General features: G+C 67.6%; 13 protein-coding genes. 9 read left to right on the top strand and 4 right to left on the bottom strand.

The genetic code is table 11. The features are described 5' to 3' along the window. Positions 1–204: 204 nt before the first annotated feature. The 3 genes from gltX to lysS all read left to right on the top strand — a co-directional run bounded on the left by gltX (position 205) and on the right by lysS (position 3,435). A complete protein-coding gene (gltX, locus tag ACEVQ6_RS04080) occupies positions 205–1,662 on the top strand; it encodes a glutamate--tRNA ligase (RefSeq protein ID WP_374887622.1) in 1,458 nt (485 codons plus the stop codon). 17 nt (positions 1,663–1,679) lie between these two features. Further along, positions 1,680–1,877 (top strand): hypothetical protein, encoded by a 198-nt coding sequence (locus tag ACEVQ6_RS04075; RefSeq protein ID WP_374887621.1) that lies wholly within the window; start codon positions 1,680–1,682, stop codon positions 1,875–1,877. A 61-nt stretch (positions 1,878–1,938) separates the two neighbouring features. Next, the gene (gene lysS / locus ACEVQ6_RS04070; protein WP_374887620.1) at positions 1,939–3,435 is read left to right on the top strand and encodes a lysine--tRNA ligase; all 1,497 of its coding nucleotides are present in this window, start codon (positions 1,939–1,941) and stop codon (positions 3,433–3,435) included. 69 nt (positions 3,436–3,504) lie between these two features. Here the strand turns inward: lysS and ACEVQ6_RS04065 are convergent, their stop codons facing one another. Beyond that, complete coding sequence (locus tag ACEVQ6_RS04065; RefSeq protein ID WP_374887619.1) at positions 3,505–4,770, bottom strand: hypothetical protein; 1,266 nt, start codon at positions 4,768–4,770, stop codon at positions 3,505–3,507. 274 nt (positions 4,771–5,044) lie between these two features. On the opposite strand from ACEVQ6_RS04065, the gene ACEVQ6_RS04060 reads away from it, so the two are divergent. From ACEVQ6_RS04060 to ACEVQ6_RS04045, 4 genes are read left to right on the top strand one after another with little or no spacing between them, the layout of a single operon-like run. After that, complete coding sequence (locus tag ACEVQ6_RS04060; RefSeq protein ID WP_374887618.1) at positions 5,045–5,941, top strand: metal ABC transporter substrate-binding protein; 897 nt, start codon at positions 5,045–5,047, stop codon at positions 5,939–5,941. After that, the gene (locus ACEVQ6_RS04055) at positions 5,938–6,825 is read left to right on the top strand and encodes a manganese/iron ABC transporter ATP-binding protein (RefSeq protein ID WP_374887617.1); all 888 of its coding nucleotides are present in this window, start codon (positions 5,938–5,940) and stop codon (positions 6,823–6,825) included. Before ACEVQ6_RS04060 ends, ACEVQ6_RS04055 begins: the two co-directional genes overlap by 4 nt. Beyond that, positions 6,818–7,684, top strand: coding sequence for a metal ABC transporter permease (locus ACEVQ6_RS04050; protein ID WP_374887616.1), 867 nt, complete (start codon positions 6,818–6,820; stop codon positions 7,682–7,684). Before ACEVQ6_RS04055 ends, ACEVQ6_RS04050 begins: the two co-directional genes overlap by 8 nt. Beyond that, entirely contained in the window at positions 7,681–8,529 is an 849-nt protein-coding gene (locus tag ACEVQ6_RS04045; RefSeq protein ID WP_374887615.1) for a metal ABC transporter permease, read from the top strand. The genes ACEVQ6_RS04050 and ACEVQ6_RS04045 overlap by 4 nt, the downstream gene beginning before the upstream one ends. Before the next feature lie 51 nt (positions 8,530–8,580). On the opposite strand, the gene ACEVQ6_RS04040 is transcribed toward ACEVQ6_RS04045, so the two are convergent. Then, a complete protein-coding gene (locus ACEVQ6_RS04040; RefSeq protein WP_374887614.1) occupies positions 8,581–8,880 on the bottom strand; it encodes a hypothetical protein in 300 nt (99 codons plus the stop codon). A 177-nt stretch (positions 8,881–9,057) separates the two neighbouring features. Between ACEVQ6_RS04040 and ACEVQ6_RS04035 the strand changes: the two genes are divergently transcribed. Next, positions 9,058–10,293: an NAD(P)/FAD-dependent oxidoreductase gene (locus ACEVQ6_RS04035; RefSeq protein ID WP_374887613.1), complete on the top strand. Its 1,236-nt coding sequence runs from the start codon at positions 9,058–9,060 to the stop codon at positions 10,291–10,293. Between the two features lie 8 nt (positions 10,294–10,301). Continuing rightward, on the top strand, positions 10,302–11,261 hold the full coding sequence (locus tag ACEVQ6_RS04030) for a nucleoside hydrolase (RefSeq protein ID WP_374887612.1): 960 nt from the start codon (positions 10,302–10,304) through the stop codon (positions 11,259–11,261). Between the two features lie 10 nt (positions 11,262–11,271). Here ACEVQ6_RS04030 and ACEVQ6_RS04025 read toward each other — a convergent pair whose 3' ends face one another. After that, positions 11,272–12,909: a cisplatin damage response ATP-dependent DNA ligase gene (locus ACEVQ6_RS04025; protein ID WP_374887800.1), complete on the bottom strand. Its 1,638-nt coding sequence runs from the start codon at positions 12,907–12,909 to the stop codon at positions 11,272–11,274. Further along, positions 12,909–13,919: a ligase-associated DNA damage response exonuclease gene (locus ACEVQ6_RS04020; RefSeq protein ID WP_374887799.1), complete on the bottom strand. Its 1,011-nt coding sequence runs from the start codon at positions 13,917–13,919 to the stop codon at positions 12,909–12,911. Before ACEVQ6_RS04020 ends, ACEVQ6_RS04025 begins: the two co-directional genes overlap by 1 nt. Between the last annotated feature and the right edge of the window lie 231 nt (positions 13,920–14,150).

Below are 14,150 nucleotides of genomic sequence, written 5' to 3'. Positions count from 1 at the left end.
CCGTGCAAAACCCCGGCCGCTCCTCCCGGCCGGGGTTTTCCGGTTTTCCTTGACGCACAGGGCTGAATATGGTCTTCACCCGCGCGACCGGAATGCCGGCCGGGCGCCGTTTCCGCGGCCGCGGATGTCGGCATGTCCGCCCGTGAACATGGCGCTGGAGGCCCTTGACGGACCCGTCGCCGAAGCCTTTCAGGACCGATCATCATGAACCCTTCCGGCGTCCGCGTCCGCATCGCGCCCTCCCCCACCGGCGAGCCGCATGTCGGCACCGCCTATATCGCGCTGTTCAACTATCTCTTCGCGAAAAAGCATGGCGGCACCTTCATCCTGCGCATCGAGGACACCGACGCCACCCGCTCGACGCCGGAATTCGAGGAGAAGGTGCTCGACGCCCTGAAATGGTGCGGCCTGACCTGGGCGGAAGGCCCCGATGTCGGCGGCCCTTGCGGCCCCTACCGCCAGAGCGACCGCAAGGCGATGTACCAGCCCTATGCCGAGGAACTGCTCGACAAGGGCCATGCGTTTCGCTGTTTCTGCACGCCGGCGCGGCTCGAAGAGATGCGCGAGGCCCAGCGCGCCGCCGGCAAGCCGCCGAAATATGACGGGCTCTGCCTGACGCTCGCTGCCGAGGAGGTCACCGCGCGCGTCGCGTCCGGCGAGGCCTCGGTCGTGCGCATGAAGATCCCGACCGAGGGCTCGTGCGATTTCACCGACGGCGTCTATGGCGACGTGTCGATCCCGTGGGATAGCGTCGACATGCAGGTTCTGATCAAGGCCGACGGCATGCCGACCTATCATATGGCGAACGTCATCGACGACCACCTGATGGGCATCACCCATGTGGCGCGCGGCGAGGAATGGCTGGCCTCGGTGCCAAAACACATCCTGCTCTATCGCTATTTCGACTGGCAGCAGCCGGTGTTCATGCACCTGTCGCTGATGAGGAATGCCGACAAGTCGAAGCTGTCGAAGCGCAAAAACCCGACCTCGATCTCCTATTATTCGGCGCTCGGCTATCTGCCGGAAGCGCTGATGAACTTCCTCGGCCTGTTCTTCATCCAGATCGCCGAGGGCGAGGAGATGCTGACGATGGACCAGCTCGCGGAAAAATTCGATCCGGACAACCTGTCCAAGGCCGGCGCCATCTTCGACATCCAGAAGCTCGACTGGCTGAACGGCCGCTGGATCCGCGAGGGCCTGTCGGAAGAGGAATTCTTCGCCCGCACGCTCGCCTGGGCGATGGAGAACGACCGGCTGAAGCAGGGCCTGAAACTGTCGCAGTCGCGCATCACCAAGTTCGGCGAGCTGCCGGATCTGGCTGGCTTTCTGCTGAAATCTGATCTCGGCCTGACACCGGACGCCTTCGCCAAGGTCAAATCCTCGCCCGAGGAATTGAAGGCGATCTTCGACGATGTGCAGCCGGGGCTGGAAAAGATCCTCGAATGGAACGTCGCCTCGATCGAAGCCGAACTGCGCGCCTCCGCCGACCGGCTGGGCAAGAAGCTGAAGGTGGTCGTCGCGCCGCTCTTCATCGCCGTCTCGGGTTCGTCGCGCTCGCTGCCGCTGTTCGATTCGATGGCCGTGCTCGGCCGCTCGGTCGTGCGCCAGCGGCTGAAGATGGCGGCGCAGGTGGTGGCCGCGATGGCCGGTAGCGGCAAGTAAAAAACTGGCGAGTGACCATGCCTGAGGACTACGATGAGGCCGCGATTTTAACACTGCTTCGCGAAGCAGCCGCAGCACGTTGGAAAACTGCCAAAGCAGTAATCGATGCCTATGAAGCGGACGCCTTGCCAAAACCAGCGACCAGCGAAGAACTCCAGAACTGGAAAATGGAGTTGGCAGAGGCGGCAAATGAGATCGCTCGCTTGAGTAACTGAACTGCTTCGCAATACGGCCGCACAACCTCGGAACAAGATACGCCCGAAAAGGCAAACGCACATGACCGACATCAAGACCGAAACCGCCCTCTCCTCCGACGTCACGGAAGTCCGTGCGCAGAAACTGAAGCTGCTGCGCGAGAAGATCGGCGACGTCTATCCGGCGCATTTCCACCGCACGATCACCAATGCCGATCTCGCCGCGAAATATGCCGAACTCGAAGCGGACGTCGTCACCGAGGATGTCGTCACGGTGGCGGGTCGTGTCTATTCCTCGCGCAATTCCGGCATGTTCATGGACATCCATGACGCCTCGGGCAAGATCCAGATCTTTTCCCACAAGGATACGACGCCGGAGGAGGCGCGCGCGCTGCTGCCGATGATCGACATCGGCGACATCATCGGCGTCACCGGCGTGGTGCGTCGCACCAAGCGCGGCGAACTCTCGATCAACGCGCAAGAGATCACCATGCTGACCAAGGCGCTGCTGCCGATGCCGGAGAAGTGGCACGGGCTTGCCGACATCGAGCAGCGCTACCGCAAGCGCCACCTCGACATCATGACCAACGAGGATTCGAAATTCCGCTTTCAGAGCCGGTCGAAAATCGTTTCCGGCATCCGCCGCTTCATGGAGAACGACGGCTTCATGGAAGTCGAGACGCCGATGCTGCATTCCGTCTATGGCGGCGCGACGGCGGAACCGTTCAAGACGCACCACAACACGCTGAAGCTCGACATGTATCTGCGCATCGCGCCGGAACTGTTCCTGAAGCGCACGCTGGTCTCCGGGCTGACCGACAAGGTGTTCGAGATCAACCGCAATTTCCGCAACGAAGGCGTCTCCACAAGGCACAATCCCGAGTTCACCATGATGGAGTGCTACTGGGCCTATGCCGATTACGAGGACATCATGGACCTAGTCGAGCGGCTGTTCGCCGAGCTGGCGGTCAAGATCCACGGGTCGACCGAGTTCGCCTATGGCGACAAGGAAATTTCGTTCAAGGGTCCGTTCAAACGCGTGCCGATGCCGGACGCGGTGAAGGAGGCGACCGGCATCGACTTCCTGTCCATCAAGACCGATGAGGAGGCCCGCGCGGCCGCGAAAGCCGCAGGCTTCGAGGTGGAGAAGGACTGGACCTGGGGCGAATGCCTCGCCTTCCTCTTCGAGGAGAAGGTCGAGGGCACGCTGATCCAGCCGAGCCACGTGACGCATTTCCCGAAGGACATCTCGCCGTTTGCCAAGGAAGTGCCGGGCGAGCCGCGCCTCGTCGAGCGGTTCGAGACCTATTGCAACACCTGGGAACTCGGCAACGCCTTCTCGGAACTGAACGACCCGGAAGAACAGCGCGCCCGCATGGTCGAGCAGCTCGAACAGGCCCATGCCCGCGGCGAGAAGGACAAGCAGCTCGACGACGAATTCCTCGACGCCATCGACCAGGGCATGCCGCCGGCAGGCGGATTGGGCATCGGCGTCGACCGGCTGATCATGCTGCTCACCAACGCGCCGTCGATCCGCGACGTCATCCTGTTCCCGGCACGGCGCAACAAGGCCGACTGAGCAGACATCCGGGAACGCGCCGTCCGGGAGACGGCGCGTCCTGCCGTGCATCAGTGCGGCCGGACGGCGTCAGTGCGTCGCTGCCGTTTTCGCCTTCTCGTCGGTGCCGTGCGCCTCCGCCGCCGGGGCGGGCTCCGCGCCATGGGCGGCGGCGTCCCCGGAAGGTGCTCCGCCGTGATCGCCGGCGGGCGGCATCTTTGCTTCTTCCGTCACGGGAGGCGGACCGGCCTCCGGATCGCCGAGGACGAAGGAAAGCGCCGTGTCGATCAGGCCCTTCCCGCTGCCGGCCGCCGCCGCTTCGCCGTCGCCGGCGGGATCGCCGAGAACCATCGCCTTCGCCCGGTCGAGCCATCCCCGGGGCGCCGCTTCGCCGCCACCCGCTCCGCCATGGTCGCTCGCCGCCTCCGGCTTGCCGAAGACGAGCGCGGTGATCGAGGAGAACATGCCGCCTTCGGCCTCCGCCGCCGCGTCGCCGTGGCCGCCGGCCTTCGCCGTGTCGGCGCCACCGCCGTCCGCGGCCGGCGCGTCGCCGTGGCCGTCCGCCTGTGCCGCCTCCCCATGCGCCGCGCCCGCGCCATCGGCGACAGGAACACCGTCGCCCTCGGGGGCATGCTCGCCCGCCGGCGCGTGTTCCTCGGCCGGGGCATCGGTCTGGCCGGCCTCGACGCTGGTCTCGTCGCCGTGCTTCGCCGCCGCCGATCCGCCATGTCCGCCGCCCGCGGCCGCCTTCTCCGCGGCGGCTGCCGCCTGCGCCTCCGCGACCGGGTCGCGGCAGTCGGAGCGGTCGGTCATCGCGGTCATCGCCGCGCGGATATCGTCCGTCGCCAGCGACACCTTCTCGCCCTGGAAGAGGCCCGCGACATTGGCGCGGCCGGTCCGGTACTCGGCCTTGAACGGGCCGTCGAAACCGGGAAACTTCTGCGGATCGGGGGCAAACAGCACCTCCGCGCCGATCGCCGCGCCGCGGATGTCGGCGCGCGTCTCCGGCCCCTTCGCGTCGACGACGACCACCTGGTAGAGATCCGCCTTCTCCTGCGCGGCGAGCACGCCGGCGACGCGAAGCGCCGTCAGCGCCCGCTCGCGGCCGTCGGCGCTGTCGGCGCGGACATAGCGGCGGATCCAGCGCTGCTGGTTGCGGCTGATCTTCAGCGTGCGGATCAGGGTGCATTCGACGCCGGAAGGAGAACTGCGCCGGGCCATCAGGGCCGGCCCGCCTTCGTCTCCGCCCATCACGTAGAGCGCGGCCGCGCCGGAGGATCCGGCGACGACGAGCGCGCCGGCGAGAATCAACGTCATCTTCCGCGAGGGCCTCAGCCCCTTCAGACCGAGCTTCATCCGCGCCGCTCCGCCGTCATCGCCACCACTCCATACACTACGAGGCCCGCCAGGCAGCGATGCCTCCCGGCGGCAGGGGGAACGGCCGCCGGCGACCCCTTCGAGACGGCGCGCCGGCAGGCCGGAAAACCTGACGCTGGAATCCTAGCGCCGCCGCGTTTCCAAAGGATTAAGCATACGGCGAATTGTTGCGAATGATTTGCAATAGCGTTGACAGCGCCCAAGATCGGCTTATATTCGAATGCAACTCATTCGCAATTCGCATGAGGCGACCATGCCCTTTCGACATCGCATCCTCGCATGCGTCTCCGCCCTGGCGGGGGCCCTCCTGCTTTCGACGCCCGCGCTGGCGGAGAAGCCGAAGGTGGTCACCACCTTCACCGTCATCGCCGACATCGCCCGCAACGTCGCCGGCGAGGCGGCGGAGGTGGAGTCGATCACCAAGCCGGGGGCGGAGATCCACAACTACCAGCCGACGCCGCGCGACATCCTGAAGACCTCGGACGCCGACCTCGTGCTCTGGAACGGGCTCAACCTCGAAGCCTGGTTCCAGCGCTTCCTGCAGAATCTCGGCAATGTGCCGAACGTCGTCGTCAGCGACGGGATCGAGCCGATGGGCATTTCCGAAGGCCCCTACGAGGGCAAGCCCAATCCGCACGCCTGGATGTCGCCCGAGAATGCGCTGATCTACGTCGAGAACATCCGCAAGGCGCTCGCGGGCATCGATCCGGACAATGCCGCCGTCTATGACGCCAACGCGAAGGCCTATGGCGAGAAGATCCGGGCGCTGGCCGCGGAGGTCGGCGCGCAGATCGGCCGCCTGCCGGAGGGGAAGCGCTGGCTCGTCACCAGCGAGGGCGCCTTCAGCTATCTCGCCCGCGACTTCGGCCTGAAGGAACTCTATCTCTGGCCGATCAATGCCGACAGCCAGGGCACGCCGAAGCAGGTGAAGGCGGTGATCGACGCGATGCGCGAACACGCCATCCACGTCATCTTCTCCGAAAGCACCGTCTCGCCCAATCCGGCCATGCAGGTCGCCGAGGAGACCGGCGCCGCCTATGGCGGCATCCTCTACGTCGATTCGCTGAGCGAGGCGGACGGGCCGGTGCCGACCTATCTCGACATGATGAAGGTCACCACGGACACGATCGTGAAAGGCCTGTCGCAATGAGGATGGGCAGAGCCCCCGGCCGCGCCGGCATCGAGGCCAAGGACGTCACCGTCACCTACCGCAACGGCCACACGGCGCTGCGCCATGCGAGCTTCTCCATCCCGCGCGGCACGATCACGGCGCTGGTCGGCGTCAACGGCTCCGGCAAGTCGACGCTGTTCAAGGCGATCATGGGCTTCGTGCCGCTCGCCGCCGGTTCCGTCGCCATTCATGGCCTGCCGGTGAAGGATGCGCTGAAGCGCAATCTGGTCGCCTATGTGCCGCAGGCCGAGGACGTCGACTGGAATTTCCCGGTCCTCGTCGAGGATGTGGTGATGATGGGCCGCTACGGCCACATGAACTGGCTGCGCATGCCGTCCGCCCGCGACCGCGAGATGGTCGACATGGCGCTCGACCGCGTCCGCATGGCCGACTACCGCAAGCGCCAGATCGGCGAACTCTCGGGCGGGCAGAAGAAGCGCGTCTTCCTCGCCCGGGCGCTGGCGCAGGAAGGCCAGGTGATCCTGCTCGACGAACCCTTCACCGGCGTCGACGTCACCACCGAGGAACAGATCATCGACCTTTTGAAGGCGCTGCGCGACGAAGGCCGGGTGATGCTGGTCTCGACCCACAATCTCGGCAGCGTCCCGGAATTCTGCGACCGCACCGTCTTCGTCAACCGCACCGTGCTCGCCTCCGGACCGACCACGGACGTCTTCACCGAGGAAAACCTGAAAAAGGCCTTCGGCGGCGCACTCCGGCACTTCATCCTCGCCGGCCAGGACCTGCACGACGACGCCGACCCGCGTCGCCTCACCGTGCTCAGCGACGACGAAAAACCCTTCGTCATCTACGGCACCGGCGACACGACGGCACCGAAGGCGGAGACCGCGCGGCATGACTAGCCTGCTGGAGCCGTTTCAGTACGACTACATGATCAACGCCATCTGGGTCAGCGGCCTGATCGGCGGCGTCTGCGGCTTCCTCTCCGCCTATCTGATGCTGAAGGGCTGGTCGCTGATCGGCGACGCGCTCTCCCATGCGATCGTGCCCGGCGTCGCCGGCGCCTACATGCTCGGCCTGCCCTTTGCCGCCGGCGCCTTCCTCTCCGGCGGGCTCGCGGCCGCGGCGATGATCTTCCTCAACCGCCGCACCAAGCTGCGCGAGGACGCGATCATCGGCATGATCTTCACCTCCTTCTTCGGCCTCGGCCTGTTCATGGTGTCGCTGTCGCCGACCTCGGTGAACATCCAGACGATCGTCATGGGCAACATCCTCGCCATCACCCCCGGCGACACGCTGCAGCTCGTGCTGATCGGCGGCGTCAGTCTCGCCATCCTGTTCCTCAAGTGGAAGGACCTGATGGTCACCTTCTTCGACGAGAGCCATGCCCGCTCGATCGGCCTCAACCCGCTGGCGCTGAAGGTGCTGTTCTTCGCCCTGCTCAGCGCCTCGACGGTCGCGGCGATGCAGACGGCCGGCGCCTTCCTCGTCATCGCCATGGTCGTCACGCCGGGCGCCACCGCCTATCTCCTGACCGACCGCTTCCAGCGGCTGATCGTGCTCGCCTTCGCGATCGGCGCGGGCACCAGCGTTCTCGGCGCCTATGCGAGTTATTTCCTCGACGGCGCCACCGGCGGCGTCATCGTCGTGGCTCAGACGCTGATCTTCCTGACAGCCTTCGTGCTTGCCCCGAAGCACGGCATGCTCGCCGCCCGCCGCCGCGCCCGCGCCGCGCTCGAAGAACCGGAGACGGCGCGATGAGCGGGATCCTCGAAGGGGCGCTGCTGCCTTTCCAGCTTCCGTTCATGCAATATGCCTTCGCCACGACGCTGGTGATCGCCCTGCCGATGGCGCTGATCTCGTGCTTCCTCGTGCTGAAGGGCTGGTCGCTGATGGGCGACGCCGTCTCCCATGCCGTGCTGCCGGGCATCGTCGCCGCCTACATGGCAGGCCTGCCGCTGTCGCTCGGCGCGTTCGCCGCCGGCCTCTTCTGCGCGCTCTCCGCCGGCTTCATCCGCGCCAACAGCCGCATCAAGGAGGACACGGTGCTCGGCATCGTCTTTTCCGGCATGTTCGGCATCGGCCTCGTCCTCTACGTCTGGATCCGGCCGGACGTGCATCTCGACCACATCCTCTTCGGCGACATGCTCGGCCTCTCCCCGGGCGACGTGCTGACGACCGCCCTCATCGCGCTCGCCGCCACCGCCTTTACCTACGGCCGGCACAAGGACCTGTTGCTGCACGCTTTCGACCGCCAGCATGCGAGCGCCATCGGCCTGCCCGTCAACCTCCTGCACTACGGCCTGCTCGTCGTGCTGTCGCTGACGATCGTCGGCGCGCTGAAGGCGGTCGGCATCATCCTGTCGGTCGCGCTCCTGATCGCGCCCGGCAGCATCGCCTTCCTCGTCACGCGCCGCTTCGGGCCGATGATGGCGGTCGCGGTCGCGGCAGCCCTCTTCAGCAGCATTGCCGGCATCTATCTGAGCTTCTTCCTCGACAGCGCCCCGGCGCCGACGATCGTCCTGATCATGAGCGGGCTCTTCGTCGCGGCCTTCCTCCGCTCCACCCTGATCGCCCGCCGCGCCAACCGCATCGAGGCAGCATGAAGACGCCCGGAGCAAGGCTCCGGGCGTCCGATCTTCAACCGGCGACGGGGATCAGCGGACCTCGATGTCGACGCGGTCGTCGCAGTGGCGGATCCGCTCGTAATAGAGGTTGCCGTAGTCGTCGTAGCGCGGCACGCGGCCGTTGACGCAATAGGCGCCGGACACGACCTTCTTCCACGGGCGCTTGCGGTAATGGGTCACCCCGTCGAAATACTCGCCGCGCGAGGCGCCGGACCGGCCGTTGCCGCCGTTCGAACTTTCACCGCGCGAGGCCGTGGCGGCATAGGAGGGGATGGAGAAGGACGTGGCGCCGACGACGGCGATCATGGTGGCGATGGCGAAGGTGCGCATGGCGAAATCTCCCTGAGGGTTTACGAGGCGGGCCGTTCCCGTCTCTTGAGGAGAAGAATGCCCGCTTCTCCCCGGCACGGCTGTTCCCCAGGAAACAGGGCCGTTCTTTCGCATGGGCCGCTGTGGCTTTCGTGCAGCCGCTGATGTAGTCAGGGCGAAAGGACGAAGGATCAAACCATGGCATCGGTCGGCATCGTCGGCGCAGGCATCATCGGAACGGCATCGGCGGTCAACCTGATCGACCGCGGCCACAGCGTCACTTTGTTCGAGCGCGACCCCGACCGCCGCCACGCCTCGGTCGGCAATGCCGGCGTGCTCGCGGTGCCGGAGATCGATCCGCTCGCCCGGCCGGAGATGGTGCTGGCGGCGCCGAAATGGCTCCTCGATCCGCTCGGTCCCCTGACGGTGCGCTGGCAGGATGCGACCCGCCTCGCCCCCTGGCTGCTCGCCTTCCTCGCCGCCTCCCGCCCCTCGCGCGCGGAGGAATCGAAGCGGGCGCTGACACTGCTGATGCGCGAGGCGCGCGCGGAACATCGCCGGCTCTCGGAAATGACCGGCCTGCCGCTGCATGTGCGCGAGACCGGCGCGCTGCACGTCTTCGACAGCACCGCCCGGCTCGATCGCGCCTTTTCCGCCGAGGCCGAGAACGCCCGCATCCTCGGCCACCAGGTGGAACGGCTCGACGCCCGCGCCACCCGCGACCGCGCGCCGGCGCTCGAGGGCCGCTTCGCCGGCGCCGTCTTCTGCACCGGCTACGGCATGTTTCCCGATCCGCCGGCCCTGCTCGAGGGCCTGCGCGCGTATATCCGCGCCCGCGGCGCGCTCCATGCGGCGAAGGTGATCGCGGTCCGCCCGCAGCAGGACGGCGTGGTCATCCGCGACGAAAGCGGGGTCGAGCGCATGTTCGACAAGGTGCTGATCTCCGCCGGCGTCTGGTCGCGCATACTGGTGAAGGCGCTCGGCCTCAAGGTGCTGCTCGAAACCGAGCGCGGCTACAACACGACCTGGGCGAGCGCGCCCGTGTCCCTGCCCATGCCCGTCTTCTTCTCCGAGCACGGCTTCTGCGCCTCGCCGCTCGACATCGGGCTCAGGATCGGCGGCGCGGTCGAGATGGCCGCGCCCGAGGCGCCGGCGAATTATGCGCGCGCGGCAGCGATGCGGGCGAAGATGCGCCGCTACGTGCCGGCGCTTCCCGAGGAGGGTGGCGTCGAATGGATGGGCTGCCGGCCGTCGACGCCGGATTCCGTGCCGGTGATCGGCCTCGTGCCGCAGGACCGGCGCATCGCGCTCGCCTTCGGCCACGGCCATCTCGGCGTCACGCTCTCGGCCGTCACCGGACGACGCGTCGCCGACCTGCTGACCGGCGACGGCAGTCCGCAGGAGAACCCGTTCAGCATCGAGCGTTTCCAGTAGGACCATCCATGCACAAGGTCATTTTCGACACGGACCCCGGCGTCGACGACGCCATGGCGCTCCTCTTCCTCCACCATCATCCCGACATCGACCTCATCGGCATCACCACCGTCTTCGGCAATGCCGCGATCGAGACGACGACGCGCAACGCCCTGTTCCTCAAGCGCGAATGGCAGATCGCCGCACCCGTCGCGCGCGGGCTTGCCGAAACGCTCGATCCGGCGCGGCCGCAGGCGGACTGGCCGACCTTCATTCACGGCGACGACGGGCTCGGCAATATCGGCGTGCCGGGCACGATCGACCTTCCCCTCGACCCGCGTCCCGCCCACCGCTTCATCATCGACGCCGTGCGCGCCGATCCGGGCGCGGTGACGCTCGTCGCCGTCGGCCGCATGACCAATCTGGCGCTGGCGCTCAAGGAGGACCCCGGGATCGCCGGCCTCGTGCGCCAGGTCGTCATCATGGGCGGGGCATTCGACGTTCCGGGCAATGTGACGCCGGCCGCCGAGGCGAACATCCACGGCGATCCGGAAGCGGCCGACGCGGTCTTCACCGCGCCCTGGCCGGTGGTCGCCGTCGGCCTCGACGTGACGATGCGGACGGTGATGACGCGGGCGGCGCTGGCCACGATCGCCGAGGCCGGCGGCGCGAGGGCGCGGCTGCTCGCCGACATCTCCGCCTTCTACATCGGCTTCTACGAGGGGATCGTCGACGACGGCATGGTCGTGCACGACAGCTGCGCCTGCGCCTATGTCGTGGCGCCGGAGCTTTTTTCGACGCGCAGCGGCGCGGTCCGCGTCGTCTGCGGCGGCATCGCCGACGGCATGACCGTGCAGAAGCCGGACGGCCGCCGCTTCGGCCCGAGCGACTGGGACGGGCGACCGAGCCAGTCCGTCTGCACGGGGATCGACGCGGACGCCGTCCTCGCCCTGATCGCCCGCACGCTGGCGCCGTCGCACCGCGCCTGAGCGGCACCGCTCACGCCTCGCCCGGATCGTCGCCGCTCGCCGGGATCATCGCCACCAGCGTCTCCAGCCGGTCGGCCTCGCGCGGCAGCTTGTCCTGCCTCAGCCGCGAGATGCGGGGAAAGCGCATGGCGACGCCGGACTTGTGCCGCGACGAGCGGTTGATCCCGTCGAAGGCGACCTCGACAACGAAGCCGACATCGGGCCCGGCGCGGATCGCCCGCACCGGTCCGAAACGCTCCGTCGTGTTGTTGCGGACGAAACGGTCGAGCACGTCGAGTTCCTGGTCGGTGAAGCCGAAATAGGCCTTGCCCACCGGCACCAGCATGTCGCGCCCCTCGACCGTCGCCCAGACGCCGAAGGTGAAGTCGGAATAGTAGCTCGAACGCTTGCCATGGCCGCGCTGGGCATACATCAGCACGGCATCCGCATTGAACGGATTGCGCTTCCACTTGAACCACGGCCCCTTGGCGCGGCCGGGCGTATAGGGCGCGTCGCGTCGCTTCAGCATGATGCCCTCGATCACCGGGTTCGGCGGATCGCGGCGAAGGAGGTCGAGCTGCTCCCAGGTCGAGAAGGGCACGAGCGGCGACAGATCGAAATGGGCGGGCGACATCGCCTCGACGAGACGCGCGAGCCGCTCGCGCCGTGTGTCGAAGCCGGCCGCGCGCCTGTCCTCGCCGCCTTCGAGCAGCAGGTCGTAGGCGCGGATGAAGGCGGGATAGTCGTCGAGCATCTTGCGGCCGACCGCCTTGCGGTTCAGCCGCTGCTGCAGGTCGGAAAAGCTGCGGGTGGCGCGGTTGGTGCGCGCCGTGCCGCCGACGAGCAGTTCGCCGTCGATGACGCCGTCGAAGTCGGCGGCTTCGAGGATGTCAGGGAAGGCGGCGGAAATGTCGTCGCCGCTGCGCGAGAAGAGCTTGCGCACGCCGCCGGTGCTGGCGAGCTGGACGCGGATGCCATCCCATTTCCATTCGGCGGCATAGTTTGCCGGATCGAGCCCGTCGAGATCGCCGTCGGCGACCGGGGTCGCCAGCATCACGGCATGGAAGACGGCGGCGCGGCCGGTGTCCGGCCTCGGCGCCGTGCCCTCCAGCCAGAGGAAGAGCGGCTGGTAGGGCGGGTCGATGCCGTGCCAGAGCGTCTCGATCTCGGCGACATCGCGTTGCCCGAACTCGGCCAGCGCCTGCTTGGCGAGCCGCGCCGAGACGCCGATGCGCAGCGCGCCGGTGACGAGCTTCAGCAGCGCGTAGCGTCCGGAGGCGTCGAGCGTGTCGAGCAGGCGGATCATCAGGCCGCGGACCTCGCTGCGCCCCGCCGCCTGCAGCAGGCGGACGGTCTCGCCAAGGTGCGGCGCCTCGGGAGGCGGCGCGGCGCCCGCCGGCGGCTCCCAGACGAGCGCAATCGTCTCGGCAAGGTCGCCGACATAGTCGTAGGAATAGCGGAACAGCTCGCCGTCCATGCGCTCCAGCACGAGATCCTTGAGGAGCGCCGGCTTGACGGCCGGGATCGACAGCGTCCCGGCGATCGCCGCCAGCGCATAGCCGCGATCCGGATCGGGCGTCGCGGCGAAATAGTCGGTCAGGAGCCGGATCTTCGCGTTGCGCTGCGGCGTCAGCACCAGGCGGTCGAGCAGGTCGGAGAAGGCCTTCATCATTCGCCCTCGTCGTCGTAGCCGACGAGATGCAGCGGCCGCGCGGCAATCCCCTTCAGCGTGCACCAGCGCACCAGCGCCTCTTCCCGCCCATGGGTGACCCAGACCTCGTTCGGCGCGATGTCTTCGATCGTCTCGGTCAGTTCGGCCCAGTCGCAATGGTCGGAGATGACCAGCGGCAGCTCGACGCCGCGCTGGCGGGCGCGCTGGCGCACCATCATCCAGCCCGAGGCGAAGACCGGGAGCGGCTCGGCGAAGCGGCGGGCCCAGCGGTCGGCGAAGGCCGAGGGCGGCGCGACGACCACCGCGCCGGCGAAGGCATGCTTCCCGCCGTCGGCAAGCGTCGCCGGGCGCAGGTCGCCGAGATCGATCCCCTCCGCGCGGTAATAGTCGCAGAGCCGCGTCAGCGCGCCGTGGATGTGGATCGGCGCGTCGTATCCGTTGCGGCGCAGGAGCGAGATCACCCGCTGGGCCTTGCCGAGCGCATAGGCGCCGACGAGGTGGGCCCGTTCGGGAAACTGGCGGAGCGAGCCGATGAGCTTGAGTATCTCCGCCCCGTCCGGCGGATGGTGGAACACCGGCAGCCCGAAGGTCGCCTCGGTGATGAAGACGTTGCAGGCGACCGGCTCGAACGCCTCCGCCGTCGGATCCGGGCGGCGCTTGTAGTCGCCGGAGACGACGATGCGCGTCCCCTCCGCCTCCACCGAGATCTGCGCCGAGCCGAGCACGTGGCCGGCCGGATGGAAGGCGACGGTGACACCGTTCAGGCGAAACGTTTCCCCGAAGGCCGCCGGCTGGGCGCTGCCGCAGAAATCCTCGCCGTAGCGGATGCGCATGATGTCGAGCGTGCGCCGCGTTGCCAGCACGTGGCCGTGGCCGGCGCGCGCATGGTCGGCATGGCCATGGGTGATCAGCGCCCGCTCGACCGGCTGCACGGGGTCGACATAGAAGCCGCCCCTCTCGCAGAAGAGGCCGCGCGGGGTCGGATAGAGCAGGTCGTCGGGTTTCATGGCGGTCAATATAGCGCTCCGGCCCGGACATGCCATGCGGATGCGAAGGCCACGGCGCCGAGACGGGCGACCACCTGTCGCAGCCGCGCCGCCCGGCCGTTTTTCTTGCCGCCAAAGGGTTGGCAGGACTGGCAAAAGACGCCATAAAACCTACATCGCTCCCGGCACCGGCATCAGACCTTCGCCCGGGGCTCTCAAGCGATAACGCGGCGGCGGCCCTTCGGCCCGCAT

It is taken from the genome of Ensifer soli (assembly GCF_041928815.1).
Lineage (GTDB): Bacteria > Pseudomonadota > Alphaproteobacteria > Rhizobiales > Rhizobiaceae > JBHFEI01.
Note: the sequence above shows the minus strand (reverse complement) of the source record. Positions and strands in the feature narration are given on the sequence as shown.

Bases quoted from the DNA above. Each gene is read 5' to 3' on its own strand.
- gltX (WP_374887622.1), top strand. From the start codon at position 205: ATGAACCCTTCCGGCGTCCGCGTCCGCATCGCGCCCTCCCCCACCGGC.
- ACEVQ6_RS04075 (WP_374887621.1), top strand. From the start codon at position 1,680: ATGCCTGAGGACTACGATGAGGCCGCGATTTTAACACTGCTTCGCGAA.
- lysS (WP_374887620.1), top strand. From the start codon at position 1,939: ATGACCGACATCAAGACCGAAACCGCCCTCTCCTCCGACGTCACGGAA.
- ACEVQ6_RS04065 (WP_374887619.1), bottom strand. From the start codon at position 4,770: ATGAAGCTCGGTCTGAAGGGGCTGAGGCCCTCGCGGAAGATGACGTTG.
- ACEVQ6_RS04060 (WP_374887618.1), top strand. From the start codon at position 5,045: ATGCCCTTTCGACATCGCATCCTCGCATGCGTCTCCGCCCTGGCGGGG.
- ACEVQ6_RS04055 (WP_374887617.1), top strand. From the start codon at position 5,938: ATGAGGATGGGCAGAGCCCCCGGCCGCGCCGGCATCGAGGCCAAGGAC.
- ACEVQ6_RS04050 (WP_374887616.1), top strand. From the start codon at position 6,818: ATGACTAGCCTGCTGGAGCCGTTTCAGTACGACTACATGATCAACGCC.
- ACEVQ6_RS04045 (WP_374887615.1), top strand. From the start codon at position 7,681: ATGAGCGGGATCCTCGAAGGGGCGCTGCTGCCTTTCCAGCTTCCGTTC.
- ACEVQ6_RS04040 (WP_374887614.1), bottom strand. From the start codon at position 8,880: ATGCGCACCTTCGCCATCGCCACCATGATCGCCGTCGTCGGCGCCACG.
- ACEVQ6_RS04035 (WP_374887613.1), top strand. From the start codon at position 9,058: ATGGCATCGGTCGGCATCGTCGGCGCAGGCATCATCGGAACGGCATCG.
- ACEVQ6_RS04030 (WP_374887612.1), top strand. From the start codon at position 10,302: ATGCACAAGGTCATTTTCGACACGGACCCCGGCGTCGACGACGCCATG.
- ACEVQ6_RS04025 (WP_374887800.1), bottom strand. From the start codon at position 12,909: ATGAAGGCCTTCTCCGACCTGCTCGACCGCCTGGTGCTGACGCCGCAG.
- ACEVQ6_RS04020 (WP_374887799.1), bottom strand. From the start codon at position 13,919: ATGAAACCCGACGACCTGCTCTATCCGACCCCGCGCGGCCTCTTCTGC.